Here is a 20,854-nt window from a genome sequence, read left to right on the forward strand (position 1 = left end):
CACCGCTAATTAAAACCCTTGCATTAAAATCCATCTTGTCTAATTTAGTTACAATTTTTAAACATCTAAAGCTACATAGTTCATTTAACGCTGTTTAATATAGTGATGTAACATACAACAATTAGGATGACACAACATGAAAATGGTAAAAACGCTCACGGCGATGGCCGTTGCATCCGTATTGCTGGGGGGCTGTCAAGCGACCTCTGCTGAACGTGAAAACACACAAACAGTTGCTGTACAACAGCAAAACCTACCTCAAGTTGATATCAATTACGAGACATTTACGCTCGATAATGGTTTAACCGTTGTCGTTCATGAAGACCGAAAAGCCCCGATCGTTGCTGTCAACGTATGGTATTCCGTCGGCTCGAAAGACGAAAAAGTAGGCAAGACGGGTTTTGCTCATCTGTTTGAGCACTTAATGTTCAACGGTTCTGAAAACTATGATGACGAGTATTTCGGTCCGTTTGAACGTGCTGGCGCGACCGAGATGAACGGCACCACCAATAACGATCGCACTAACTATTTTGAGAATGTACCGACCCCAGCCTTAGATATGGCACTGTGGATGGAATCCGATCGCATGGGTCACCTACTCGGCGCTATTACACAGGATAAGCTAGATGAGCAGCGCGGTGTGGTGCAGAACGAAAAACGCCAAGGTGAAGCACAACCTTATGGTCGGGTTTGGGGCTATTTGGCTGAACAAACCTTTCCAGAAGGCCACCCTTATTCATGGTCTGTCATTGGCTCTATGGAAGATTTGAATGCAGCAAGCTTGGATGACGTCCACCAGTGGTTTAAAGATTACTACGGCGCAGCCAATGCGGTTGTTGTATTAGCGGGTGATATCGATGTCGAGACCGCTAAAGCAAAAATGCAAAAATACTTTGGTGACATTGCACCGGGTAAAGCGATTAAGAAGACGGAGCAATGGATAGCTAAACGTGATGAAAGCAAACGCGCTGTGATGGAGGATAACGTCCCGTCATCACGTATTTACAAGGTGTGGAACACCCCACCGATGGGAACAGAAGACTCTGAATACCTATCACTACTTTCAGATATCCTTGCCGGCGGTAAAAACTCACGTTTGTATCAACGCCTCGTTTATGATGAGCAGATCGCGACCAGTGTATCTAGCTTCCAATATGCGCGTGACGTTGCAGGCCAATTTATGGTGATTGCAGACGCCAAGCAAGGTGTTGAGCTTGAACGCATCGAAAGCATCATTAACGAAGAGTTGAACAAGCTACTCGCCGATGGACCGACTCAAGAGGAACTTAATCGCACACGCTTTTCAACCATGGCATCTTTCGTTCGCCAAGCTGAGAAAGTGGGTGGTTTTGGCGGTAAGTCCGATATCCTTGCGTCAGGCGCAGTGTATCACGGCAATCCTGGCTTTTACGCCCAAGAAATGGACTGGGTTGAGAGTGCCTCGACGGCGGATCTCAAAACCACAGCTAATAAATGGTTAAGCAGCGGTGACTTTACCCTATTTGTGGAGCCACAACCTGACTATACTGCTGGCGAGAGCATGAGTGATCGCAGTCAGTTACCGGATGTGGGTGACCTACCACAACTTGAACTACCTGAGCTTCAGCAATTCACTTTATCAAATGGGCTTGAAGTCTACTTAACCGAGCGCCACGACACACCAACCGTAGAGCTTTCTTTGAGCTTTGATGCCGGTTATGCCGCGGATGCAGGTAAAAAGTCGGGTACCGCGAGCTTTGCGATGGATATGCTCAACGAAGGCACTGAAAACTACTCATCGATGGAGCTTGCCGCGCGTCTAGAGAGTTTAGGTACGCAATTATCAACACGTGCGGGGTTAGATACGTCAACCATTTCGCTAGATACACTCACCGTTAATTTGGGCGAGAGCCTGAACCTCATGGATGAGGTATTACAACGCCCAACCTTTGCTGAGGATGAGATCGAGCGTAAACGTGCTAACTGGATCGAAAATATTCGCAAGGAACAGGCGCGTCCACAATCGCAAGCGCTACGCGTTTTACCAGGCTTAATGTTCGACGAAAACCATGCATATAGTCAGCCGCTAACGGGGTCAGGCACGATTGACTCAATTAAAGCGTTAACGCGCGACGATTTAGTGTCATACGTAGATGCTTGGTTACGTCCAGACAATGCAAAATTGGTTATCGTTGGCGATACCACTGAGGCTGAAATCAAGCCTTTGCTTGAGAAGGCATTCAGCGAGTGGCAAGCACCGACAACCGCGGTACCGACTAAGCAACTTGATACGCCAGCGCCTCGCTCAGAATCGCGTGTATTCTTGATTGATCAGCCAGGTACACCACAGTCGTTGATTATTGCCGGTCAGTTAGCGCCTTCTGGCACAACTGCGAAGGCTGATTTAATTGATGTGACCAATACTATTTTAGGTGGTTCATTCACCAGCCGTCTTAATATGAACCTGCGTGAAGACAAAGGTTGGTCTTATGGTGCTCGTTCAATCTGGTTAGACTCTGAGGGCCCTGGTTTGTTAATCGCATTAGCACCTGTGCAAATAGATAAAACAACCGAATCGATTGAGGAGATCCTCAAAGAGTACAATCAGTACGAAGGTGATAAACCGGCCACTGAAGATGAACTCAAGAAAGTGATTGCTAATAAAACGGCTAAGCTTCCTGGCGCGTATGAAACAAAAAGTGCGTTAATGAGTGCGCTCACCGAAACCTTGAACAAAGGTAAAACGATTGAGTATTTAGAAGCTTACCCAAGCCGAGTTTCGGCCATCACGCTTGACCAAGTTCAGAGCGAAGCGAAGGATTTACTGCGCCCTGACGCATTAACATGGGTTATCGTAGGCGATCTCGATGTTATCGAAGATAAGGTTCGTGAAATGAACTTAGGCGAAGTCACCATTTTGAAAGAAACAAAATAACGACTGCGTTAACCTTAAAAAGGGCTGCGAATGCAGCCCTTTTTTATATCCGTACTAAATAATATGATTTCCTAATACGAGAATCTGACAAACAATGACTCCCACAGTCAGCATTAAACGCATAGGATAATACCTTGACTGGCTGGTCATGGTTGTTCCACGCGCCAGCTTGCGCTCAAAAAATAGTACTAAAGCGAAGCCCACGATTTGCAGTAACAGCGACCAAAATATTGTGTTGAGCAATAAGGTTAGCCAAGCGAGTAAAGCAAAAACATTGCTTGTAATTATTAACCCTTGGGTTGATTCAGTGTCCGCTCGATGAAGCGCCCGCCCCCATAATATGCCGGATAAAAAACTCAATATAACCGCCCCATAAGAAACCAACGCAGGTAATGGGTTACCAATCAAAGGCAATTCGATCGCCATCAAACTTGATAATGATAACCCGAGAAACGGAAGCAAACCGCCGAAGCCGAGTAGATAGATCCATTTTGTTTTTACTGATGTCATGATCACGTCCAATTTATTGTTTTTTTCGTATACCCAAAGTACGTCATATCATATGTAAAGTTCAATTCATGGAAGCAAAACATCAAACAGGATTAGTCTGGTTTAACCTCGATCTGCGACTCATTGATAACTTAACCCTGATCCGTGCTGCAGAACAGTGCCAACAGTTGGTATGTTGTTTCGTCATTGATGAGAGCTGGTTTAAAGGAAACCGATATGGCCTCAACGGCATCAGTCAACCGCGTTGGCGGTATATACAACAGGCGATCGCTGACTTAGCCGCCTCGTTACAGCAACACGGTCAACAACTGATTATTCGTAAAGGCCAGCCGACAACCGAAATATCAACGCTCATCAGCACCTTAGAAGTCGATGCGGTTTATTGTAGCGATGACCCAGGCGTATACGAGCGGCGCCGCTGGGATACTTTAGTAAAGCGTTTCCCCTACATTACTTTTGAGCGCGTAAGTAACCACACACTGTTAACCGAGCGCGAGCTCGATTTCCCATTAGAGGAATTACCGGCAACCTATTCCGCGTTTCGCAAGCGCTTTGAGCCGCTCGCCGAGACCTTTCCCAGCGGCCAAGCACTATCACAATTAAAAGCTTTACCGCCAATGCCCCGACGTACCATCGCTTCAGAGCACACACCATTTGTCGAACCCAGCGGCTACTTACAAGGTGGGGAACTCGCCGCGCACGAACACCTAACCCAATACTTCAAGTCTTCAGCGCCGAGTCATTATAAGGAAACGCGCAACGCGCTTGATAATTTCGCGGACTCAACCAAACTCTCCGCGGCATTAGCCCTTGGCAATATATCACCTCGTCAGGTCATTGATGCCTTAAGAAACTACGAAGCGACCCAAGGTGCCAATGAATCCACCTATTGGATTGTCTTCGAGCTTATGTGGCGTGAGTATTTCCATTGGTATTTGCGTCGTTTCCAGGAAAAAGTCTTTAAATTCGGTGGTATTCAAGACAAAAAACCCACCACTAGCTTTTACTCACAACGGTTTGCTGCTTGGTGTCAAGGCAAAACCCCGTACCCAATCGTAAATGCCTGCATGCACCAGCTTAACCAAACAGGTTACATGTCGAACAGAGGACGCCAATTGGTCGCAAGCTGTCTTATTCATGAGCTACAGCTAGATTGGCGTTACGGCGCGGCTTATTTTGAACAACAGCTAATCGATTACGATGTGGCTTCAAACTGGGGCAACTGGCAATACCTAGCAGGCGTAGGCGCTGATCCCCGAGGCTCAAGGCGCTTTAACCTCGATAAGCAAACGCAAACCTACGATCCCAACGGTGAGTTTATTAAGCGCTGGCATGGCGAGCAAGCTGTCTCAAAAATCGACTTCACCGATGCGGCGGACTGGCCTCTAAGCTGATGGCAATAAACGTTGTTTGGTTTAAAAGGGACCTCAGGCTAAGCGATCATGAACCGCTCAAAGCCGCTATTTCAACCGGGCGCCCCACGCTACTCTGGTTTAATTTTGAACCTTGGTTAGTGAATGACCCGCACTACGATGAGCGCCATTGGCGCTTTATCGTCGAATCAATTCGTGACATTAATCGCAAGCTAAAAGCATACAATACTCAAATTTACGTCACCTATGGCGATACGGTTGAACAACTTCAAATTTGGCATCAACAGTTTTCTATCGAAAGCCTTTATAGTCATCAGGAAGTTGGTCTACTAAATACATTCGACCGCGACAAACAGGTCGCCAGCTGGTGTCGCCAGCACCACGTAAATTGGTTCGAATCTCCTACTGGGGCTGTGCAGCGAGGTCTTAATAGCCGCCAACAATGGCAAAAACATTGGTATGAGACCATGAAAGCGCCACTGGCAACACCTGACCTTGCGCGCATTCAGCCAGTTAAAGCAGTGAGTGTTGACTATCGCACGCTACCTAAATCTTGGTTCGAACGTCGTCCGTCGTTTCAATACGGAGGCCCCGCCGCAGCGTGGGCTACTTTAAACAGCTTTCTTGAGCAACGCGGCCGAGCTTATCATTACAGTATTTCTCAACCCATTCGCGCCCAGCACCACTGTAGCCGTTTATCCCCCTATTTAGCATGGGGTAATCTCAGCTTACGCGAATGTTATCAAGCGACTGTCGATAAGCGCCGTGAAACAGGATGGAAACGGCCACTCAATGCGTTCTTATCGCGCCTCCACTGGCACTGTCATTTCATTCAAAAATTCGAATCCGAAACGGCGATGCAACATGCACCGCTTAACCGCGCCTACGAAAACTATCCTTACCGCTCGGATACCCAGGTCGAGCAACACCTTAAGGCTTGGCAACAAGGAAAAACGGGCTACCCCATGGTCGATGCGGCAATGCGCTGCCTGCTCCAAACCGGCTATATTAATTTTCGCATGCGCGCGCTGTTAGTGAGCTTTTTATGTCACTATCTTCATATTCACTGGCAGTATGCAACAACTCACCTTGCCGCGCTGTTTCTGGATTTCGAGCCTGGTATACATTATCCACAGATTCAGATGCAAGCCGGTATCATCGGCACCAACACCATACGAATGTACAACCCCGAAAAACAGGCGATAGAAAAGGATCCGACCGGGGCATACATTGATCAATGGGTGCCAGAGCTTGCCGAACTACCACTTGAGATCAAACATGCGCCGTATCGTATAACGCCGATGGAAGCACAGATGTACGGGTTTAAATTAGGTGAGGATTATCCTTCGCCGATCGTCGACGTTGACGACTATCGCCCGATCGCACGCGATACACTGTATCGCATCAAAAAAAGTGTCGCGGGAACAAAAGAAGCACAGCGCATTTTAAAACGACACGTCGTATCGCGTTAGTTTAGTTTAATGATGTCTGGCGACGGCCGGCCAATATAGTAGCCTTGCAAAAACTCGATTTGTTGTTCAGTCAAGTAGCCATTGACCTGCTCAGTTTCAACAAACTCAGCGACCATCGGTATTTTCAGCTCACGACATATACTAATCATACCATTTAATATACTCGCGCTACTTGCATCCTCTAGAATGTTCTTAATAATACTGCCGTCGATCTTCAGGTAATCGGGCCTCAGTTGAATTAAGCGCGAAAAATTTGAGTAACCAACCCCGAAGTCATCAATCGCGATTTCAGCCCCTAGTGAACGCACGCGACGAGTAAACTCATCAACCATCGAGAAGTCCTCAGTGGACTCCGTTTCAGTGATTTCGAAAATTAACTTAGACTCAGGATAAGCTTCGAGTTGGTCAGTAATAAATGCGACCGTTTCGGGGTTCAAAATATCCTCAATCGATACATTGACCGATATTTGAACATCGTGTTGTGCGGACTGAACAACGGCTTGCTCAACCACTCGACGAGTAATTTCTGGATAATAGCGTGTCGTTTTCGCTTTATCGAGAAAAAACCCGGGCGGAATATCTTGTTCGCCATCGCGCATCCTAACTAAGGCTTCATAATAGTCAGGACGCTGCCCGTTGCTGCTTCTTATCGGTTGATAGTAATTAATAAAACGATTGTTTCTAATCGCCGATTGTATTTTAGGTAACCAGTTAATCGAGTTTTTAGCACAAAATTCACGCTCATGTACAACGTGTATTCGCTGTCCGGAGAAGACTGTTTTTGCTCTCGCTAGAGCACTTTCAGCGAGCTGGAGAAGTTTCCCTTTGCCCACGCCCATCCCAATTGCGATATCGAGCGCTACATTAGCGCCATTAACTTCAATGTGATGAGCGATAATATGTGCGTAAAATCGCTGGAGTTGTTGTTCGAATAATGCGGGGACCATCCTAAATGAAGGAGCTAAAGCAAACTTATCGCCATACAACCGATAAATGTTGATATGTCGTTCGTTAAAAAATGACTTACAGATCTCGCTAAAATTCATGAGTAAACGATCACCAAATTCCAAACCGTAAAAGTCGGCGTAACTACGGAATTTACGAATATCAATAATCGCGACCGTCTGTGTGTTCACACGCTTAATATCAGCGAGTAGATCGACTCGTGTGGGTAGTCCAGTTGTTTGATCAAAACGTGACTCGTTCAAGAGTTCGTCTAAAAACACCTCCCTTGAGATGTCTTGAAGCACCAATACTTGCTCCTGCAAGCACTGATTATCATCGTACAGCGGTACGAAGATAGCCTTAAACCAGTCAGCTCGGCGACTACCGAGGTTTAACTTCACAGTCCCCTGCCAATGGCTATGTTGGGTGACCGTGTAATCGAATTGATCGAGTAACTGGCTGCGCAAATCAGCATGCAACAGTTTACTGAGCGGCATACCCAGAGTAATTGTTTGTTGGCTATCGAGTTGTTTGAGGGCGTCGCTGAACCAAATAACTTGTCCCGCACTATTTACTCGAACACACAGCGATGCGCTTTCCATAGCATTCATCAATTGTTCAAGTATCTTACAATCTCTCACACTGGCTTTTCCTTGTACGGCTTCTTTTTATTATTATTTAACGACCATAGCATTGTTCCAACAAGCTGTTAATCTGCAATTCTTCAGAGTTCATCGCTGATTTTAATCTATAGGTCAGGCTGCACTCCCAACAACTTGTCTTCGACCGCGCTGTTTGGCGAGCAAGAGCGCTCTATCGGCTCTATCAATCGCGGAAACCGCATGCTCACTGGGGTGACACTCAACGACCCCAAAACTACAAGTTACAGGCTCATCCAGCCCATCAATAGTAAGCTGACTGATACCAGTACACAAGCGTTTGGCTATAACTTGAGCCTCAGAAAACTCCGTCGCTGGAAACATTAACATGAACTCATCGCCGCCAAAGCGCCCCATAATATCATTTTCTCTCAACAACTGACTGACATAATTCGTGACTGATACGAGCACGCGATCGCCCAGAATGTGTCCGTGCCGGTCATTGATTTGCTTGAAAAAATCAAAATCAAAAATAACTAAACAACAGGTTGAGTTTGGGGTACTGCGTTGCAACTCTGCTTCCAAGCGCTGAATAAAATGTCCACGCGAAGCCGCCTTTGTTAGACCATCGCGAGCGACGCGTTGTGCCAGTTGTGCGTTTTGTGTCATCAAGGTAGGAATCGTCAATGCAAACCAGACACAGCCCGCAGTCGTAATCATCGCAAACTGATACACAAGAGCGAAATCAATCACGTGTAACTGCGAGACCAAAAACGCCAATACCGTGCTAAAGATAGCTAAAATAAACACGGTAGTGAGCTGACTGGTGGTCGTTGCTATCCATAAGAAAGGTAAAATGATAAAAAACACAGTAAACGAGGCTTCTATGCGCTGAGAATGATGCACCAACGTAAGTGAAATCAATAAAAGCCCCAACACGAGAGCTAATCGGGAAACAAATTTTTTCCAATTAATCGCCGTCAAACTAAAATTGAGTTCACCTAACTCTAACTGCACTTGATGATACCGCCAAGAAACGATAGCAATAAACACCGGGGCCAATACAATAATCCCCGCCATATCACCTATCCACCAAGGTAACCATGAAAGCCACGGCTGCGCCTGAGTCATTAACCCGCCTTCCCAGATCGCCAAAATGCCAAAAAATGAAGTTAACATCGCACTGAGCGCGGCAACCACAAGAAAGATCAAAACTGTGCGTGCGAAACCATTGATACCATTCCGCCGGTATTCATTACGCACAATATAAGCGCCTAACCCAAGCGGAATCGTGTGAGCGAGTACGAAAAGCAAACTCGAGTTGAACCAACCCGTGACCGTTAGCGGCTCATTATAGATTTGAGCGATCCACGCGGTACTGACGAAGCCTGCCACCGCAATAGGAAAAACAGCACGCCAGCCAAGCACGAGTAAAGCAGCGAATGACAAACCTGCCGGCGGAAACCAAATACTGGCATGAGGTGCAAACTCGAGTAAAACAGATGCACGCCACAAGCCAAGCCACACAATAACCAGTACAATATTACGCACTGTTGAATTCATATAAGACCGTTATTCTTTTTATTTTAACAGTTAGATTACTTTATCTTCTACGATACGCCAATTAGTTTAGAACGATAACTGACAAGTGAAACTGGTTTCCGATAAATCAAAGCTCACCATCACGCCTAACTGCTGTGCAATGTTACCCACAATAGATAACCCGAGTCCTGTGCCCTCAATATCGAGGTGCCCGCCACGGTAAAAACGCTCGTCAACGCGCTCAATATCCAAAGCTGTATTAGGGGCGATGGTGTTAGATATGGTTAATGTTTGTGCTCGTTGCTGTAACGTGATGATGCTATTCTCTGCACCGTATTTAATCGCGTTGTCGATTAAATTGCTTAAAAGAATATCTAAAAGTGCCGCATCACTATAAATCTGTTGGGTGTCATCCAAGCTTAACTCGAAATTCTGTCCACGCTGCTCGGCTTTGTCGTACCACTGAGCAACGATCTCTCGTACTCGCGTTGCCAGTTTTATTGGCACTTCCTTTTTAAGGTCTCTTTCAGTACGGGAGAGTAACAGCAAGTTATCAATAAGCCGGGCAAGTTGATTGACCGATAGCATCAGTGACTCAAGTGATTCCTTTTGCGTCGACGTTGATGTATCAATCAGGTTCTGAATGCGTATTTTTAAATTAGCAACAGGTGTTCTAAGCTCGTGCGCTGCATCTGAAGAAAACCGCTTTTCGCGCGTGAAGGACTGCTCTACTCGAGTTAGATAGTGATTAAGTGAACGACTTATAACCGCGACCTCTTCCGTATCATCAAAACCACTCAATTGTTCATAGTTGTCACTCGGTTTAGAACGAATCGTTCTCGCTAGACGCTGAAAACTGGCAAAGTTAAAGTTTACACTCCACCACCCTAACCAGATGATGACTGGCAGCATGAGTAAAATAGGGACCAGAGTATCGATAGTCAGATCCCCGCGCAGTTCAGCGCGAAAATCATCTTCTTGCAAAACGAGCATTCGCAGACCATTTTTCAGGTTGGTCGCACCAAACACATACCAGTGCGACTCGCCCTGCTGAAGTTCCGAAATACCCTCGGTATACTGAATGCGATCTGAATCAAGCCAGTCGCGGCTTGAGTAAATGATATCGCCATCCATCGTCTCTAAACGAATGGCCAATTTTTGCTCGTAATCCTGAAGCCAATCAGGCGTGTGGTAAATTAGCTCAGCATCAGATTCCACAGCATCAACGCGATCGCTGATATCACCGAGTTCAAATTGGCTGATTAAAGCGTTCATTGTGTGAGCTTGCTGAATCAATTCAGCATCAAACAGTTCGTCAACTTCATGGCTCACCTCAAAATAGATCCACAAAGCCGATACGCTACTACCAAATAAATAGACGACAGACACCGTTAAAAGTATACGGCGTCGTATCGACTTTAACTTACTAAAAAAACGCGCTAGCCTTTGCATTTTAATCGGTAACCGACTCCCCTAATGGTCTCGATCAATTCTCTTTGACCGAGCTTTTTCCGCAAGTTGTGGACATGAACTTCCAGTGCATTGCTCTCCACGACATGCGTATCTGAGCTCAACAATGCCTCCAGTTTATCACGAGGATGAACTTTCATAGGCTGCATGACAAATAGTTGAAGCAATTCGAACTCTTTGCGCGATAAAGTCAGTTCCTTTTCATTGATTAAAGCCTCCCGGCTTGATGTATCGATGGTAATAGGACCACACACGATGCGTGAAGACGAATAACCACTTCGCCGACGCAATAGGGCTCGCAACCTAGCGGCTAACTCGTTCACATCAAAGGGTTTAGTCATGAAGTCATCGGCACCCGCATCTAGTAAATTTATGACATCACTGGTTTGATCTCGCGCAGTAAGCACTAGAATAGGTATATCGAATCCTTTCTTTCTAATACTCTGTAGCACGCGCTCGCCCTCAATATCGGGTAAGCCTAAATCAAGAATTGCCACATCAAAATCGTGATGGTTGATGCTGGATATCGCTGCAGCGCCCGTGCGCACCCAAGTGACCATAAACTGCCGTTGAGACAACCCTATCTCAACGGCTTGCCCCAATGTCTGGTTGTCCTCGACCAGTAATAATTGCATGTGTTATCCCTAACGTTATTATAGTTTCTTATTAATTTTATCGATTAATGCGCGCACCTCAGCGCGCCGTCTTTCGTCTGCAAGCGGTCGCTCTGGACGCGGCTCAGCAGCAAGCGCTTGTTGCGCATAGGTCAGTGCCTGCTTGTATTTATCTTGCTCGTAAAGATAGTCGGCGTAGAAATAGTTACTATCGATACCTTTCGGATTAATTTCCAGTGCTTTTTTAAGTAACTTTTCAGCCTCGTCATCATCACCAAAACCAAACGGCCAACCTGGCACTTTATAGTAAAGGGTTCCGAGGCTTGCGTAGGCAGACCCCGATAGCGCATTGGGATCAATATCAAGTGCTTTTTCTAAGCTGGCTTTTGCCTCTTTCGCCAATCCAAGAGCACCTAGCCCGCCCACAGCGCCAGCCTCTGTACTCTTAATAATCCCCAACCAGATGTGGGCCTCCGCGTTATTAGGTTCAGCATCAACCCACGCCTGCGCCTCTTTAGCGAGCGATTCAAATGCATCTTCTTGTGCATCATCGGTAAGCGTATAATTTACTTCCGCCCAGCGATGTTGTATGTCCAACAACTTAGTTTGTGCTAACACCTGTGAGCTTGCAAGTAGCAGCGCCCCGGTTAGCGCAGAATAAACGACCTTTTTCATGACAATCACTCCTTAATTAGTGATTTTAACTTACGATTAATCTTGAACATTTCACCATCGAGCCAGCTCGGTTTGATGCCATTAAGCACCGCAAACAATTTCTCAGGAAATCCAATAAGCCGACTCACTTGGCCCTTTTCAATTTGTTGAATAATTTGTTGCGCTACGTTCGGCGGTTCATCTTCATGGGTTTTAGTTTGTGCATTTAACGCCTGCATTAAGGGTCCGTTGAAGCCCGTTTTTATAGCTCGAGGACCGACATACATTACGCGCACAAGCGTATCTGATAATTCGCGCCTCAGTGCTTCGGTAAAGCCTTTAAGACCAAACTTACTTGCGCAATACAGTGTTTGCCCGGGAAAGCCAATACTGCCAAAAACTGAACCAACGTTAAGAATGAAGCTTGCGCGGTGTTTCAATTCTGGTAACAACTCATTGATTAGCAAAATTGGAGCGAGTAGATTCGTCGCTAACATCGCCTCGGCATGCTCGGCTTGTTGCGATAGCACCCCCTCAGCAGCCATACCAGCATTATTGATTAACCCTGTTACAGGTAAAGTCGTTGCTTGCGCGCGCACATGGGCTACCACTCTCTGACGTTGCTCTGGTTGCGTAATATCAGCGACCAGATAGTCTTGCTCCAGACGTTTGGCAAACGCTTTTAGTGCTTGCTCATTGCGTCCGATAAGCGTTAGCCGCGCGCCGAGCGCTGAAAGTTGCTCAGCTAACGCTTGACCGAGCCCACCGGTTGCTCCGGTGAGCACAATGTGTTGTGCGTTCCAGTCAATACGCATGGCTCATTCTCCAGCCAAAGAAGGTATTGCTCGGAACATTTCGCCATACAGGTGATACACACTACGCGCTGTTCGAATAACGGCTTGCTGCGCATCCACATCGGTGAGCTGGTTCATCAAGTCCTCAAAAAACTTGACATGGTCTTGATCCAAGTCGCCATGTGAGAGCAAATAACTAAAGGCACTATTAGGTAATTCAAGACGTTCTTTCACTTTATGTGCCGCTTGTGTCGCGAGTTGTACGCTAGTTCCCTCTAACACATGTGCCATACCGAAAAAGGCAGCGGGATGATAGCGTTGCATATGGTCATAAACAACGGACACCATGGCATCGGTCGTCCAGTGTGGCTCGGCATTTTTCACCCGCTCGGGATCCGCGCCTGTTGCCTTTAAATCGTTCAAGATCCAACGCTCGTGACCATATTCCTCGTCTACGTACTCAACAACCGCTTTACGTAACCACTCTAACGAGGGCGGTAGCAGACTCCCCGCGCGCATGAGTAACGGTACCGTATGTTTCACATGATGATAGGCTTGCCCTAAAAAGGACTGATACCGCTCGCGCGTAATATCACCTGCAAACGTATCTTTGATCACAGGCGCATCGAGTAATAATGCTCGTTCAGTTTGTGTTTGCTCGCACAACGTATCGAAAAATGTCATGGTTAGTACTCCGTTGAAGACTCACTGAGTGGATACTGCTTTAAAATTGCTTGGCGCCTTAGCCGGCCTGTTCCTGTCAGCTGTTGATTGGCGACGGTAAAGGGTTGGGTTAGCACCCTCATGGTTTTGATGCGTGCATAATCGGGAAGCGTTGCATTTATTGTCTGGATGAAAGCTTCAATGGTTTCATCTGCAGCTTGACTCACAATAAGTGCACGCAGCGGAGACGACTCATCACCACTGACACAAACTTGTTCAATCGCGGGGTGAGTTGCTAGCTCGGTTTCAAGCCACTCTGGATCGACATTGCGCCCGTATGGAGTGACAATAATATTCTTTTTGCGGCCATCGATATATAAATGACCTGACTCGTCAAAATGAGCTAAGTCGCCAGTTGCAAACCAGTCGTCAGTCCGCCCTGACTCCCCTAAATAACCCAACATAAGCGGGTTTTTAATAAATAACTCACCCTCGTGAATAAGCGTCGAAACATGAGGCAATAGCGTGCCAACTGAGCCCAGTGGTCGTTCCGCTTGAATATTATTCAACGATACGACAGACGCACATTCAGATAAGCCATAGCCAACCACTACCGGGAGCCGTAGATCCATCGCACGCTGTTCGAGCGACGATGCTAATCGCGCACCGCCGACCGCAATAAATTCAAACTGCCGCGCTGGCACCCCCCAATGCTCCACCGCTGCACAAATAACTTCGAGTAGCGCGGGCGGAACAACCAATGTTGAGATTTGATTATGCACGATGCTCTTCACAAAGCGTTCAGCATCCAGCCCACTGGCGCCCATCAGTCCAAGCTCATGATTTGCCAACAAAATCACCTCAGCACCTAGCGCGAGTGTGACATAAACACCCGCAATATTTTCTAGCAGTACCGCAAGCGGCATTACCACGAGGTGTGTCGAGTTCAATTGACTCGGTAATCTTTGCAATAAGCTGTCAACTACAATTGCAATACCGTCAGCTGAGAGACAAACGCCCTTAGGTTGCCCCGTACTACCTGACGTATACGTTATTTTTTGCGTACCCTTTGGCAGAGCTGTTGAAGTAGGCGCTTTTGCCAGCTTTAGAACTGAGCAACAGTCGTTCGCTATGGGTTGACCGTGGTTGACCAAGTGCTCGTACAGCGTTGCGTCAAGATGCGTGCCCACTAACAGCTCTGCTCCGCTATCGAGTAGTACGTTTTGCTGTTGCTGAGCGCTAAAAAATGAGGGAATTGGAATGAGAACCTTATTAACCTGTAAACAGGCGAGGTCCCAAATGACCCAATCAAATGAATTCTCAAGCGCTAAGCCAATACGCTGTTCTGAACGCCCTTCTAGCCAACTGGCGACACCGGAAACACGCGCCCATAGCGCTCGATGAGTCAACGTATCGGTTGCACTTCGCAAGGCAATTGATGGGCTATGTGCGTGGCGTTTTAAAAGCGTCAGTAAATCAAGCATGCGCTGTCTCCTGAAAGCTTTGAACCAAGCTTTGTGGTGGTATTGTATCGGCTAATTTATAGCTTGCTGTCCAGCCGGCAAAAACACTGGGTTGGTGCGCATAATAGGAACCCCATTCAGCGTTAGCATCCGAGTCCAATTTACTACGTTCAGCCAACGCAAGCTTTTGCAGCTCAATACCGCGACGCTCTAAAAAGTGCGCCAAACCGCGTGTCGCTGTAAATAAAATTAATGTTCTTTGAACATCGCGCAGCGCGAACACAATGGCTTCGACTAGATAAGGTAAATAGCGACGTCCAAGTGTTGCCATCGAACCGATTTCTGCAATTGCATGTCGAGCAGGCACAGGTTTGCCCAGAACCGAATAGTTGCACAATGCTTGGTCCATATACTGTTCGGAAAATAAAGTTTTTTGATCGGCAAACTGAACTCCACAGGCTGCAACTAACAGATCATTTTGATAGACGGCTAAAATATTTTCCGGCAACTGAGTCAGGCACGCATTAAAACTGAACCAGTAACGCTCGCATATAAAATGCTCGACCTCTAAACGCCGTGGATCGGATGAATGTATCCAAAACGCGGTTAATTGAGTGTGGTTATCTTGTTTAAGGATATAACCTAGATTTGATGGCATGAAGCTATCTCCACTGCAATAAGCACGACTGCCTAAACTGAAGATAACTTTAGAGATGTTTTCTTAAATATTTCTTAAGATAATTTTTGTGGGAATGATTTCTTTACACTGAAGAAGTTCAGTGAAAAGTTAAATACAACTTGTTGCGAATGGTTATCATTTTTAATAATCTAGGTAATTAAATGCTTAAGGAACTCACCACATGCAACCTATCGCAACACGAGCGCGACGCGTTAGCGTCTCAATTGACCGTGACCAACTTCTCAAGCTCATGCAGTCGCAAGCATTGGTGGCTTGCGACTTAAAAGCATGTGACGAAACAAGCCAAGCCTGTCTAAAACAGTTGGTGCTTGAGTGCAGTAAACAGACGCTCAACTCAGGTTAACGAAGATAATTCAGTGCACCAATAACCGCGGCAACCTGTGCATCAATACACTGGGCTGGCGTTGCATTCTCACTATCAGGATACACTTCTGTTGTTGTCGCATACATTGCCTGACTGAGTCCCATACACAACCCTAGATCATAGGCGGGATAGCTGATAACGCCCGGTATATCAATGTCTGTACCAATCAGACGATTATCTTCATCGGCCGGCGCAATATGAGTGATCTTAGCCACCTCTGCAAGCACGGCTTGTTGAAATTCAAGCTGTTTATTCTCCGAATTAGTCACTAAATAAAAGCCATCAGGAATATTCCAATTAGTGTTGATTTCGCCGTCACGCGCAGCTTTAGCCGGCCTGAACTCGGAATTATCAGTATCAGTCGTTTCATGTAAATCAACGTGTGCGAGCAAGTCGACTCCGAGCGTTTCTATCAATTGCAACACCAGAGCCGACTCTTGGGCTGGACTCTCCGAATAAAACGAACGATTCGGATCAATCGCATCCGGATTCCAACGATTGATAGTTTCATAGCCCCAAGGGCTAATACATGGCGTTACAATAAAATTAAAAATCGCTTCATAAGACTGCATCTGCTCATCAATGAACTTTAGCGCGCCATGTACACCACTCGTTTCATAACCATGCACTCCGCCAGTAATTAGCACCGTGGGTTTGTCATCGTCCCATTCCGCAGTCAGAACCGCATAGAGCGGGTAGTGTTGATTCGCGTAGTTCAACTGACCATATTCACGCACGTCAAAACGCGCCTTAAAACGCTCTATTTGACTCAATACATCAGTTTGATATGACCGTTGCACGCGTTGTTGCTCGAACCACTGCTTTTTCTCTGACGCTCCCCAGGGCTGCCCGGGAACACCAATTGGATATTGCTGTTGTTGCAAAATACTGACTCCCAACAGTTATTGATTAAGACGACTATGCTATCACAGCGAGATGATCAAATTCGATTAATCAACACGAACAATAGCAACCAACGAGGAAAAGCTTTAACATAGGCGTCCATTTTTTCTTGCTGTAAAAATTCCATGAGTTATTCACGATCGCAAGTCGCTATCGCCATTTTTGCCATGGCAATAGGCACATTTTCTATCGGCATTGGCGAATTTGTCATGATGGGTTTGTTGCCAGATGTCGGCGCTGACTTCAGTACATCGGCACAACAAACCGGACACCTGATCAGTTTGTACGCGTTCGGCGTGGTTATTGGAGCACCGCTCATCACATTGTTAGGTGCTAGAGCGCCTCGAAAGCCACTGATCATTACCCTAATGCTCATTTACTCAGCGAGTAATTTGCTGAGTGCTCGTGCAGAAAGCTTCGCGGAACTGCAACTGTTTCGCTTTATTAGCGGACTGCCCCACGGTGCTTATGGCGGGATCGTATGTCTGCTCGCCGCCGGACTCGTGAAAAAGTCGCAACGCGGCATGGCTGTGACCATGGTCATGATGGGACTGACCGTTGCTATCTTAGTTGGGAACCCGCTTGCAACGTGGTTTGGTCAATTACTTGATTGGCGCACCGTTTACATGGGGGTCGGCCTCGTCGCGTTAACAGCAGCGCTGCTTATCGTCGCTTGTGTCCCTACCCCAAAACAAGCAACATCAACGCGGGTTAGAACAGAACTTCAAGCATTGAAAAACAGCCAAGTTTTACTCACCCTTGCTATTGGAAGCGTTGGATTTGGCGGCATGTTTGCCGTGCTTAGCTATTTGTCGCCGACTTTATTAGAGGCAACCCAAGTTCATAAGTATTGGATTCCCATTGCACTACTCATATATGGTCTTGGATCATTTACCGGCAGTATTATCGGTGGAAAACTCACCGACATGAATATGAAGTGGGCTATCGCAGGTTCACTCGGTTGGGCAATTATCGTGCTTGCCATTTTCCCATTCAGTATCTATTCCCTATACACCATTCTGCCCATGGCATTTTGCTTAGGTACGACAGCTATGTTGGTGCCAGCACTGCAAGTCAGATTAATGGACGTGGCCGGTGAGTCACAAACACTTGCGGCATCTCTCAATCATGCCGCATTTAATATCGCCAACGGCTTGGGGGCTTTTCTAGGAGGTTTGTCGTTAAACTCTGCGTTAACTTGGCAAGCAACAGGTTGGGTCGGCTGTTTGCTGGCAATCTCTGGACTTTTTGTATTTATCATCACTAAGCATCATAGCCGAAAAAGCGCTATTCATATAAGTTTGTAGGCACTATGAGTATATTATCAATGTTTTTAATTGGGTTAGCGATGTCGACCGACGCCTTTGCTGCGGCGATCGGTAAAGGCATTGCGATGCGCAAACCGACAGTCAAGCAAGCATTGAAAATTGGTATTTTATTTGGTGTCGTGGAAGCCATTACACCGATGTTAGGTTGGCTATTAGGTAAAGCGGCAGCTCAAATAATATCAGAGTACGATCATTGGGTCGCATTAGTATTACTCAGCCTGCTAGGTCTTCATATGATAAAAGAGGGTTTATCATCAGACGATGACCAAGACAGCGAAGTTGATCCAACTCAGCAGCCATTCATAAAACTATTTTTGACCAGCATCGCCACGTCTATTGATGCGATGGCCGTCGGCGTAGGTATGGCGTTTCTTGATGTCAACATACTCCTAGTCGCCGTTATTATTGGTTGTTCAACTTTTGCCGCCGTTACTGTAGGCGTCATCATCGGTCGCTATGCCGGTCATGTTATAGGTCGCTACGCCGAGGTTGTGGGTGGCGTAGTACTGATTGGTGTCGGCGTAGGCATTGCAGCAGAGCATGTCGGGCTACTTCAGTAACCCGACCGAGGCTCATGCATTCTTAGCCTTTATGTAAAAATAGATCGCATAAAAAACGCATAAACCAATAACAATCGCGAGCCCTGTAAATGAGAAAAAAATCACTGGGTCTTTAAAAAATTGCTGCCAAATACTCATAGCTATCTCCACTCAAATTATCTATTTATCAGTTTAATCAGTCCCCTCTTCTAACCCTTTGACTTAAATCATAAAAACTTTAACTTGAAAGACGAGGAAAATGAGTTGACTATGGCGCGATAGATTTAAAGCGGAGACAGTTAAAATGCACAAACTCGTGTGGGTACTCATATTTACTAGCTGCTTAGTTTGGTCGGCATACCATCCCAAAGATCCATTGACCTGGTGGCTAGAAGTATTACCTGCACTAGTCGGCGCTCTTCTGATGGCTATCACATATCGACGCTTTACATTTACACGTTTGGTGTATGGTTTAGCTTTGATTCATTGCATCATTCTTATGGTCGGCGGACATTACACCTATGCCGAAGTGCCTTTCTTCGACACCCTGGGAAGTTACTTTGATTGGCAACGCAATAATTACGATAAGTTAGGTCACTTTGCACAAGGTTTTGTGCCCGCGATGGTTGTGCGCGAAATAGTGGTTCGCAATCATCTTATTTTTGGAAGGCTTTGGCAGTTTATATTTGTTACTTCTTTTTGCCTCGCGTTTAGCGCCTTTTATGAATTGATTGAGTGGTGGGTTGCTGTGGCCACCGGCGAAGGTGCCGAGGCCTTCTTAGGCACACAAGGTTACGCTTGGGATACACAGTCAGATATGGCATTTGCTTTAATTGGCGCCGTTACCGCTTTGTTGTTACTCTCGGGTATACATAACCGACAAATCGAACAGAAGCGTTCACTGTATGGCAGAACACAATAAAACGAAAGGCAACAGCAACCTCGGTGTCAGCATGGGCATCGGCGTTGCGCTGGGAACGGCCATTGGCGTTGCTATGGGTCAAGTGGCTATGGGGGTCGCGTTAGGCGTCGCTTTCGGCGCCGCCTACGGCTTTGCAACTAAAAAGAAACCTGAAGCGGATAACGATCAATCAGACTAAACTCGCGGTAAATAGTCACCCAAATAATCGTCGTCAGCGAATAACTCGGCAAGAATGGCTTGCTCGGTTTGATTTCTATCGTGCTCCTTGGTGGGCAGCCGCACAATTAAATGCAATTCTTCCGCACACTGCAACTGAATGGTCACGCGCGGCTCAACCACAGGTTGCTCGAGTCCAGTGCGATAACTCAGTCGGGCAAAGTGTCGCTTCGCTTGCTCAAGGTACGGCTCGCTATGTTTTTGAGCCAACTCAAGCAACTTCTGTTTAGCAGGCCGCCATTCATGCTGACGTAAAAAGGGTACGCTGAAGGTATGTAGTACAAAGTCCTGCGAATAACTCTCATTGATCACCGCTTCACTCGCAAAGAGAGAGTTAGGCAGTACCACCATTCGACCGCTACGCTGCTGCATCGAGCGACCTGGACCTACTTCTAAAATTGTGGTGGTCAGTAAATTCTGGTCAATGACATCACCGCGAAATTCTTTAACTTGAATTCTATCACCGATATTAAACGATCTCGCTCCGCCTTTTATGAGCGCGCCCGAGACACACAGAATAAGTTCTTTAGTCGCAATCACCAACGCCACGGCAATGGCAACCATTGATAACGCGAACGTGCGTAATTCATGGCCCCAAATGACGACTAAGCCCAAGACCAATACGATTAACAAAATGTTGCGTAATTGAATCAGCCACCGTCTGCGCATCTCGCTCGACTGAATATTGCGCCGAATAAAGCGACGCAATAAAAAACGACTTACCGCTACAACCAAAATCAATAAGAGCGTACTCACTGTCAAACGAATCAGCGATTCGGAGTTTTTGAGTTCTTCCAAAAATGCATTAAACGCTGACTGCAACACATCTGACATAAAAACTCCCAATGATTTCGAAAATAACGTTCAAA

The 20,854-nt window shown here is 46.4% G+C and carries 21 protein-coding genes; 8 read left to right on the top strand and 13 right to left on the bottom strand.

Translation table 11 applies throughout. The annotated features are described in order from the left end of the window. Positions 1 to 136: 136 nt before the first annotated feature. Positions 137 to 2,914, top strand: a complete 2,778-nt coding sequence (locus tag OS145_RS06905; RefSeq protein ID WP_006955553.1) for a M16 family metallopeptidase — start codon at positions 137 to 139, stop codon at positions 2,912 to 2,914. A 54-nt stretch (positions 2,915 to 2,968) separates the two neighbouring features. Here the strand turns inward: OS145_RS06905 and OS145_RS06910 are convergent, their stop codons facing one another. Beyond that, a complete protein-coding gene (locus tag OS145_RS06910; RefSeq protein WP_006955554.1) occupies positions 2,969 to 3,424 on the bottom strand; it encodes a DUF3429 domain-containing protein in 456 nt (151 codons plus the stop codon). A 68-nt stretch (positions 3,425 to 3,492) separates the two neighbouring features. Between OS145_RS06910 and OS145_RS06915 the strand changes: the two genes are divergently transcribed. Together OS145_RS06915 and OS145_RS06920 are read left to right on the top strand one after the other, a co-directional pair. Continuing rightward, entirely contained in the window at positions 3,493 to 4,818 is a 1,326-nt protein-coding gene (locus OS145_RS06915; RefSeq protein WP_006955555.1) for a DASH family cryptochrome, read from the top strand. Continuing rightward, the gene (locus OS145_RS06920; RefSeq protein ID WP_006955556.1) at positions 4,818 to 6,269 is read left to right on the top strand and encodes an FAD-binding domain-containing protein; all 1,452 of its coding nucleotides are present in this window, start codon (positions 4,818 to 4,820) and stop codon (positions 6,267 to 6,269) included. Before OS145_RS06915 ends, OS145_RS06920 begins: the two co-directional genes overlap by 1 nt. Here the strand turns inward: OS145_RS06920 and OS145_RS06925 are convergent. The 9 genes from OS145_RS06925 to OS145_RS06965 all read right to left on the bottom strand — a co-directional run bounded on the left by OS145_RS06925 (position 6,266) and on the right by OS145_RS06965 (position 15,671). Continuing rightward, positions 6,266 to 7,855, bottom strand: a complete 1,590-nt coding sequence (locus tag OS145_RS06925; RefSeq protein WP_040487882.1) for an EAL domain-containing protein — start codon at positions 7,853 to 7,855, stop codon at positions 6,266 to 6,268. The genes OS145_RS06920 and OS145_RS06925 overlap by 4 nt on opposite strands. A gap of 114 nt (positions 7,856 to 7,969) precedes the next feature. Next, positions 7,970 to 9,376, bottom strand: a complete 1,407-nt coding sequence (locus tag OS145_RS06930) for a GGDEF domain-containing protein (RefSeq protein ID WP_006955558.1) — start codon at positions 9,374 to 9,376, stop codon at positions 7,970 to 7,972. 66 nt (positions 9,377 to 9,442) lie between these two features. Next, complete coding sequence (locus tag OS145_RS06935; protein ID WP_006955559.1) at positions 9,443 to 10,807, bottom strand: histidine kinase dimerization/phospho-acceptor domain-containing protein; 1,365 nt, start codon at positions 10,805 to 10,807, stop codon at positions 9,443 to 9,445. After that, positions 10,795 to 11,460, bottom strand: a complete 666-nt coding sequence (locus OS145_RS06940) for a response regulator transcription factor (protein ID WP_006955560.1) — start codon at positions 11,458 to 11,460, stop codon at positions 10,795 to 10,797. The genes OS145_RS06935 and OS145_RS06940 overlap by 13 nt, the downstream gene beginning before the upstream one ends. An 18-nt stretch (positions 11,461 to 11,478) precedes the next feature. Further along, entirely contained in the window at positions 11,479 to 12,114 is a 636-nt protein-coding gene (locus OS145_RS06945; RefSeq protein ID WP_006955562.1) for a tetratricopeptide repeat protein, read from the bottom strand. A 5-nt stretch (positions 12,115 to 12,119) separates the two neighbouring features. After that, positions 12,120 to 12,908, bottom strand: coding sequence for an SDR family oxidoreductase (locus tag OS145_RS06950; protein WP_006955564.1), 789 nt, complete (start codon positions 12,906 to 12,908; stop codon positions 12,120 to 12,122). Positions 12,909 to 12,911: 3 nt separating this feature from the next. Continuing rightward, positions 12,912 to 13,571 (bottom strand): iron-containing redox enzyme family protein, encoded by a 660-nt coding sequence (locus tag OS145_RS06955; RefSeq protein ID WP_006955566.1) that lies wholly within the window; start codon positions 13,569 to 13,571, stop codon positions 12,912 to 12,914. Positions 13,572 to 13,573: 2 nt separating this feature from the next. Further along, positions 13,574 to 15,034 (bottom strand): AMP-binding protein, encoded by a 1,461-nt coding sequence (locus tag OS145_RS06960; RefSeq protein WP_006955567.1) that lies wholly within the window; start codon positions 15,032 to 15,034, stop codon positions 13,574 to 13,576. Beyond that, positions 15,027 to 15,671, bottom strand: a complete 645-nt coding sequence (locus OS145_RS06965) for a thermostable hemolysin (protein WP_006955568.1) — start codon at positions 15,669 to 15,671, stop codon at positions 15,027 to 15,029. The genes OS145_RS06960 and OS145_RS06965 overlap by 8 nt, the downstream gene beginning before the upstream one ends. 202 nt (positions 15,672 to 15,873) lie before the next feature. Between OS145_RS06965 and OS145_RS06970 the strand changes: the two genes are divergently transcribed. After that, positions 15,874 to 16,056: a hypothetical protein gene (locus OS145_RS06970; RefSeq protein ID WP_006955569.1), complete on the top strand. Its 183-nt coding sequence runs from the start codon at positions 15,874 to 15,876 to the stop codon at positions 16,054 to 16,056. Here the strand turns inward: OS145_RS06970 and OS145_RS06975 are convergent. Further along, positions 16,053 to 16,961, bottom strand: a complete 909-nt coding sequence (locus OS145_RS06975; RefSeq protein ID WP_006955570.1) for a M14 family metallopeptidase — start codon at positions 16,959 to 16,961, stop codon at positions 16,053 to 16,055. The two genes, OS145_RS06970 and OS145_RS06975, sit on opposite strands and share 4 nt — an antisense overlap. Before the next feature lie 144 nt (positions 16,962 to 17,105). Between OS145_RS06975 and OS145_RS06980 the strand changes: the two genes are divergently transcribed. Both OS145_RS06980 and OS145_RS06985 read left to right on the top strand, forming a co-directional pair. Next, entirely contained in the window at positions 17,106 to 18,287 is a 1,182-nt protein-coding gene (locus OS145_RS06980) for an MFS transporter (protein WP_006955572.1), read from the top strand. Positions 18,288 to 18,292: 5 nt separating this feature from the next. Next, positions 18,293 to 18,868 carry a manganese efflux pump MntP gene (locus OS145_RS06985; protein ID WP_040487884.1) on the top strand — a complete coding sequence of 192 codons (576 nt, stop codon included), beginning with the start codon at positions 18,293 to 18,295 and terminating at the stop codon, positions 18,866 to 18,868. A gap of 12 nt (positions 18,869 to 18,880) precedes the next feature. On the opposite strand, the gene OS145_RS13170 is transcribed toward OS145_RS06985, so the two are convergent. Further along, a complete protein-coding gene (locus OS145_RS13170) occupies positions 18,881 to 19,006 on the bottom strand; it encodes a DUF3149 domain-containing protein (RefSeq protein WP_006955574.1) in 126 nt (41 codons plus the stop codon). A gap of 145 nt (positions 19,007 to 19,151) precedes the next feature. Between OS145_RS13170 and OS145_RS06990 the strand changes: the two genes are divergently transcribed. Beyond that, positions 19,152 to 19,769 carry a DUF2238 domain-containing protein gene (locus OS145_RS06990; protein WP_006955575.1) on the top strand — a complete coding sequence of 206 codons (618 nt, stop codon included), beginning with the start codon at positions 19,152 to 19,154 and terminating at the stop codon, positions 19,767 to 19,769. Further along, positions 19,753 to 19,947 (top strand): glycine zipper domain-containing protein, encoded by a 195-nt coding sequence (locus tag OS145_RS06995; protein WP_006955576.1) that lies wholly within the window; start codon positions 19,753 to 19,755, stop codon positions 19,945 to 19,947. The genes OS145_RS06990 and OS145_RS06995 overlap by 17 nt, the downstream gene beginning before the upstream one ends. Here OS145_RS06995 and OS145_RS07000 read toward each other — a convergent pair. Further along, positions 19,944 to 20,819 (bottom strand): mechanosensitive ion channel domain-containing protein, encoded by an 876-nt coding sequence (locus OS145_RS07000; protein ID WP_006955577.1) that lies wholly within the window; start codon positions 20,817 to 20,819, stop codon positions 19,944 to 19,946. The genes OS145_RS06995 and OS145_RS07000 overlap by 4 nt on opposite strands. Positions 20,820 to 20,854: the final 35 nt, after the last annotated feature.

Origin of the sequence: Idiomarina baltica OS145 (assembly GCF_000152885.1) — a bacterium.
Taxonomy (GTDB): Bacteria; Pseudomonadota; Gammaproteobacteria; order Enterobacterales; family Alteromonadaceae; genus Idiomarina; species Idiomarina baltica.

Bases quoted from the DNA above. Each gene is read 5' to 3' on its own strand.
- OS145_RS06905 (WP_006955553.1), top strand. From the start codon at position 137: ATGAAAATGGTAAAAACGCTCACGGCGATGGCCGTTGCATCCGTATTG.
- OS145_RS06910 (WP_006955554.1), bottom strand. From the start codon at position 3,424: ATGACATCAGTAAAAACAAAATGGATCTATCTACTCGGCTTCGGCGGT.
- OS145_RS06915 (WP_006955555.1), top strand. From the start codon at position 3,493: ATGGAAGCAAAACATCAAACAGGATTAGTCTGGTTTAACCTCGATCTG.
- OS145_RS06920 (WP_006955556.1), top strand. From the start codon at position 4,818: ATGGCAATAAACGTTGTTTGGTTTAAAAGGGACCTCAGGCTAAGCGAT.
- OS145_RS06930 (WP_006955558.1), bottom strand. From the start codon at position 9,376: ATGAATTCAACAGTGCGTAATATTGTACTGGTTATTGTGTGGCTTGGC.
- OS145_RS06935 (WP_006955559.1), bottom strand. From the start codon at position 10,807: ATGCAAAGGCTAGCGCGTTTTTTTAGTAAGTTAAAGTCGATACGACGC.
- OS145_RS06940 (WP_006955560.1), bottom strand. From the start codon at position 11,460: ATGCAATTATTACTGGTCGAGGACAACCAGACATTGGGGCAAGCCGTT.
- OS145_RS06945 (WP_006955562.1), bottom strand. From the start codon at position 12,114: ATGAAAAAGGTCGTTTATTCTGCGCTAACCGGGGCGCTGCTACTTGCA.
- OS145_RS06950 (WP_006955564.1), bottom strand. From the start codon at position 12,908: ATGCGTATTGACTGGAACGCACAACACATTGTGCTCACCGGAGCAACC.
- OS145_RS06955 (WP_006955566.1), bottom strand. From the start codon at position 13,571: ATGACATTTTTCGATACGTTGTGCGAGCAAACACAAACTGAACGAGCA.
- OS145_RS06960 (WP_006955567.1), bottom strand. From the start codon at position 15,034: ATGCTTGATTTACTGACGCTTTTAAAACGCCACGCACATAGCCCATCA.
- OS145_RS06965 (WP_006955568.1), bottom strand. From the start codon at position 15,671: ATGCCATCAAATCTAGGTTATATCCTTAAACAAGATAACCACACTCAA.
- OS145_RS06970 (WP_006955569.1), top strand. From the start codon at position 15,874: ATGCAACCTATCGCAACACGAGCGCGACGCGTTAGCGTCTCAATTGAC.
- OS145_RS06980 (WP_006955572.1), top strand. From the start codon at position 17,106: ATGAGTTATTCACGATCGCAAGTCGCTATCGCCATTTTTGCCATGGCA.
- OS145_RS06985 (WP_040487884.1), top strand. From the start codon at position 18,293: ATGAGTATATTATCAATGTTTTTAATTGGGTTAGCGATGTCGACCGAC.
- OS145_RS13170 (WP_006955574.1), bottom strand. From the start codon at position 19,006: ATGAGTATTTGGCAGCAATTTTTTAAAGACCCAGTGATTTTTTTCTCA.
- OS145_RS06990 (WP_006955575.1), top strand. From the start codon at position 19,152: ATGCACAAACTCGTGTGGGTACTCATATTTACTAGCTGCTTAGTTTGG.
- OS145_RS06995 (WP_006955576.1), top strand. From the start codon at position 19,753: ATGGCAGAACACAATAAAACGAAAGGCAACAGCAACCTCGGTGTCAGC.
- OS145_RS07000 (WP_006955577.1), bottom strand. From the start codon at position 20,819: ATGTCAGATGTGTTGCAGTCAGCGTTTAATGCATTTTTGGAAGAACTC.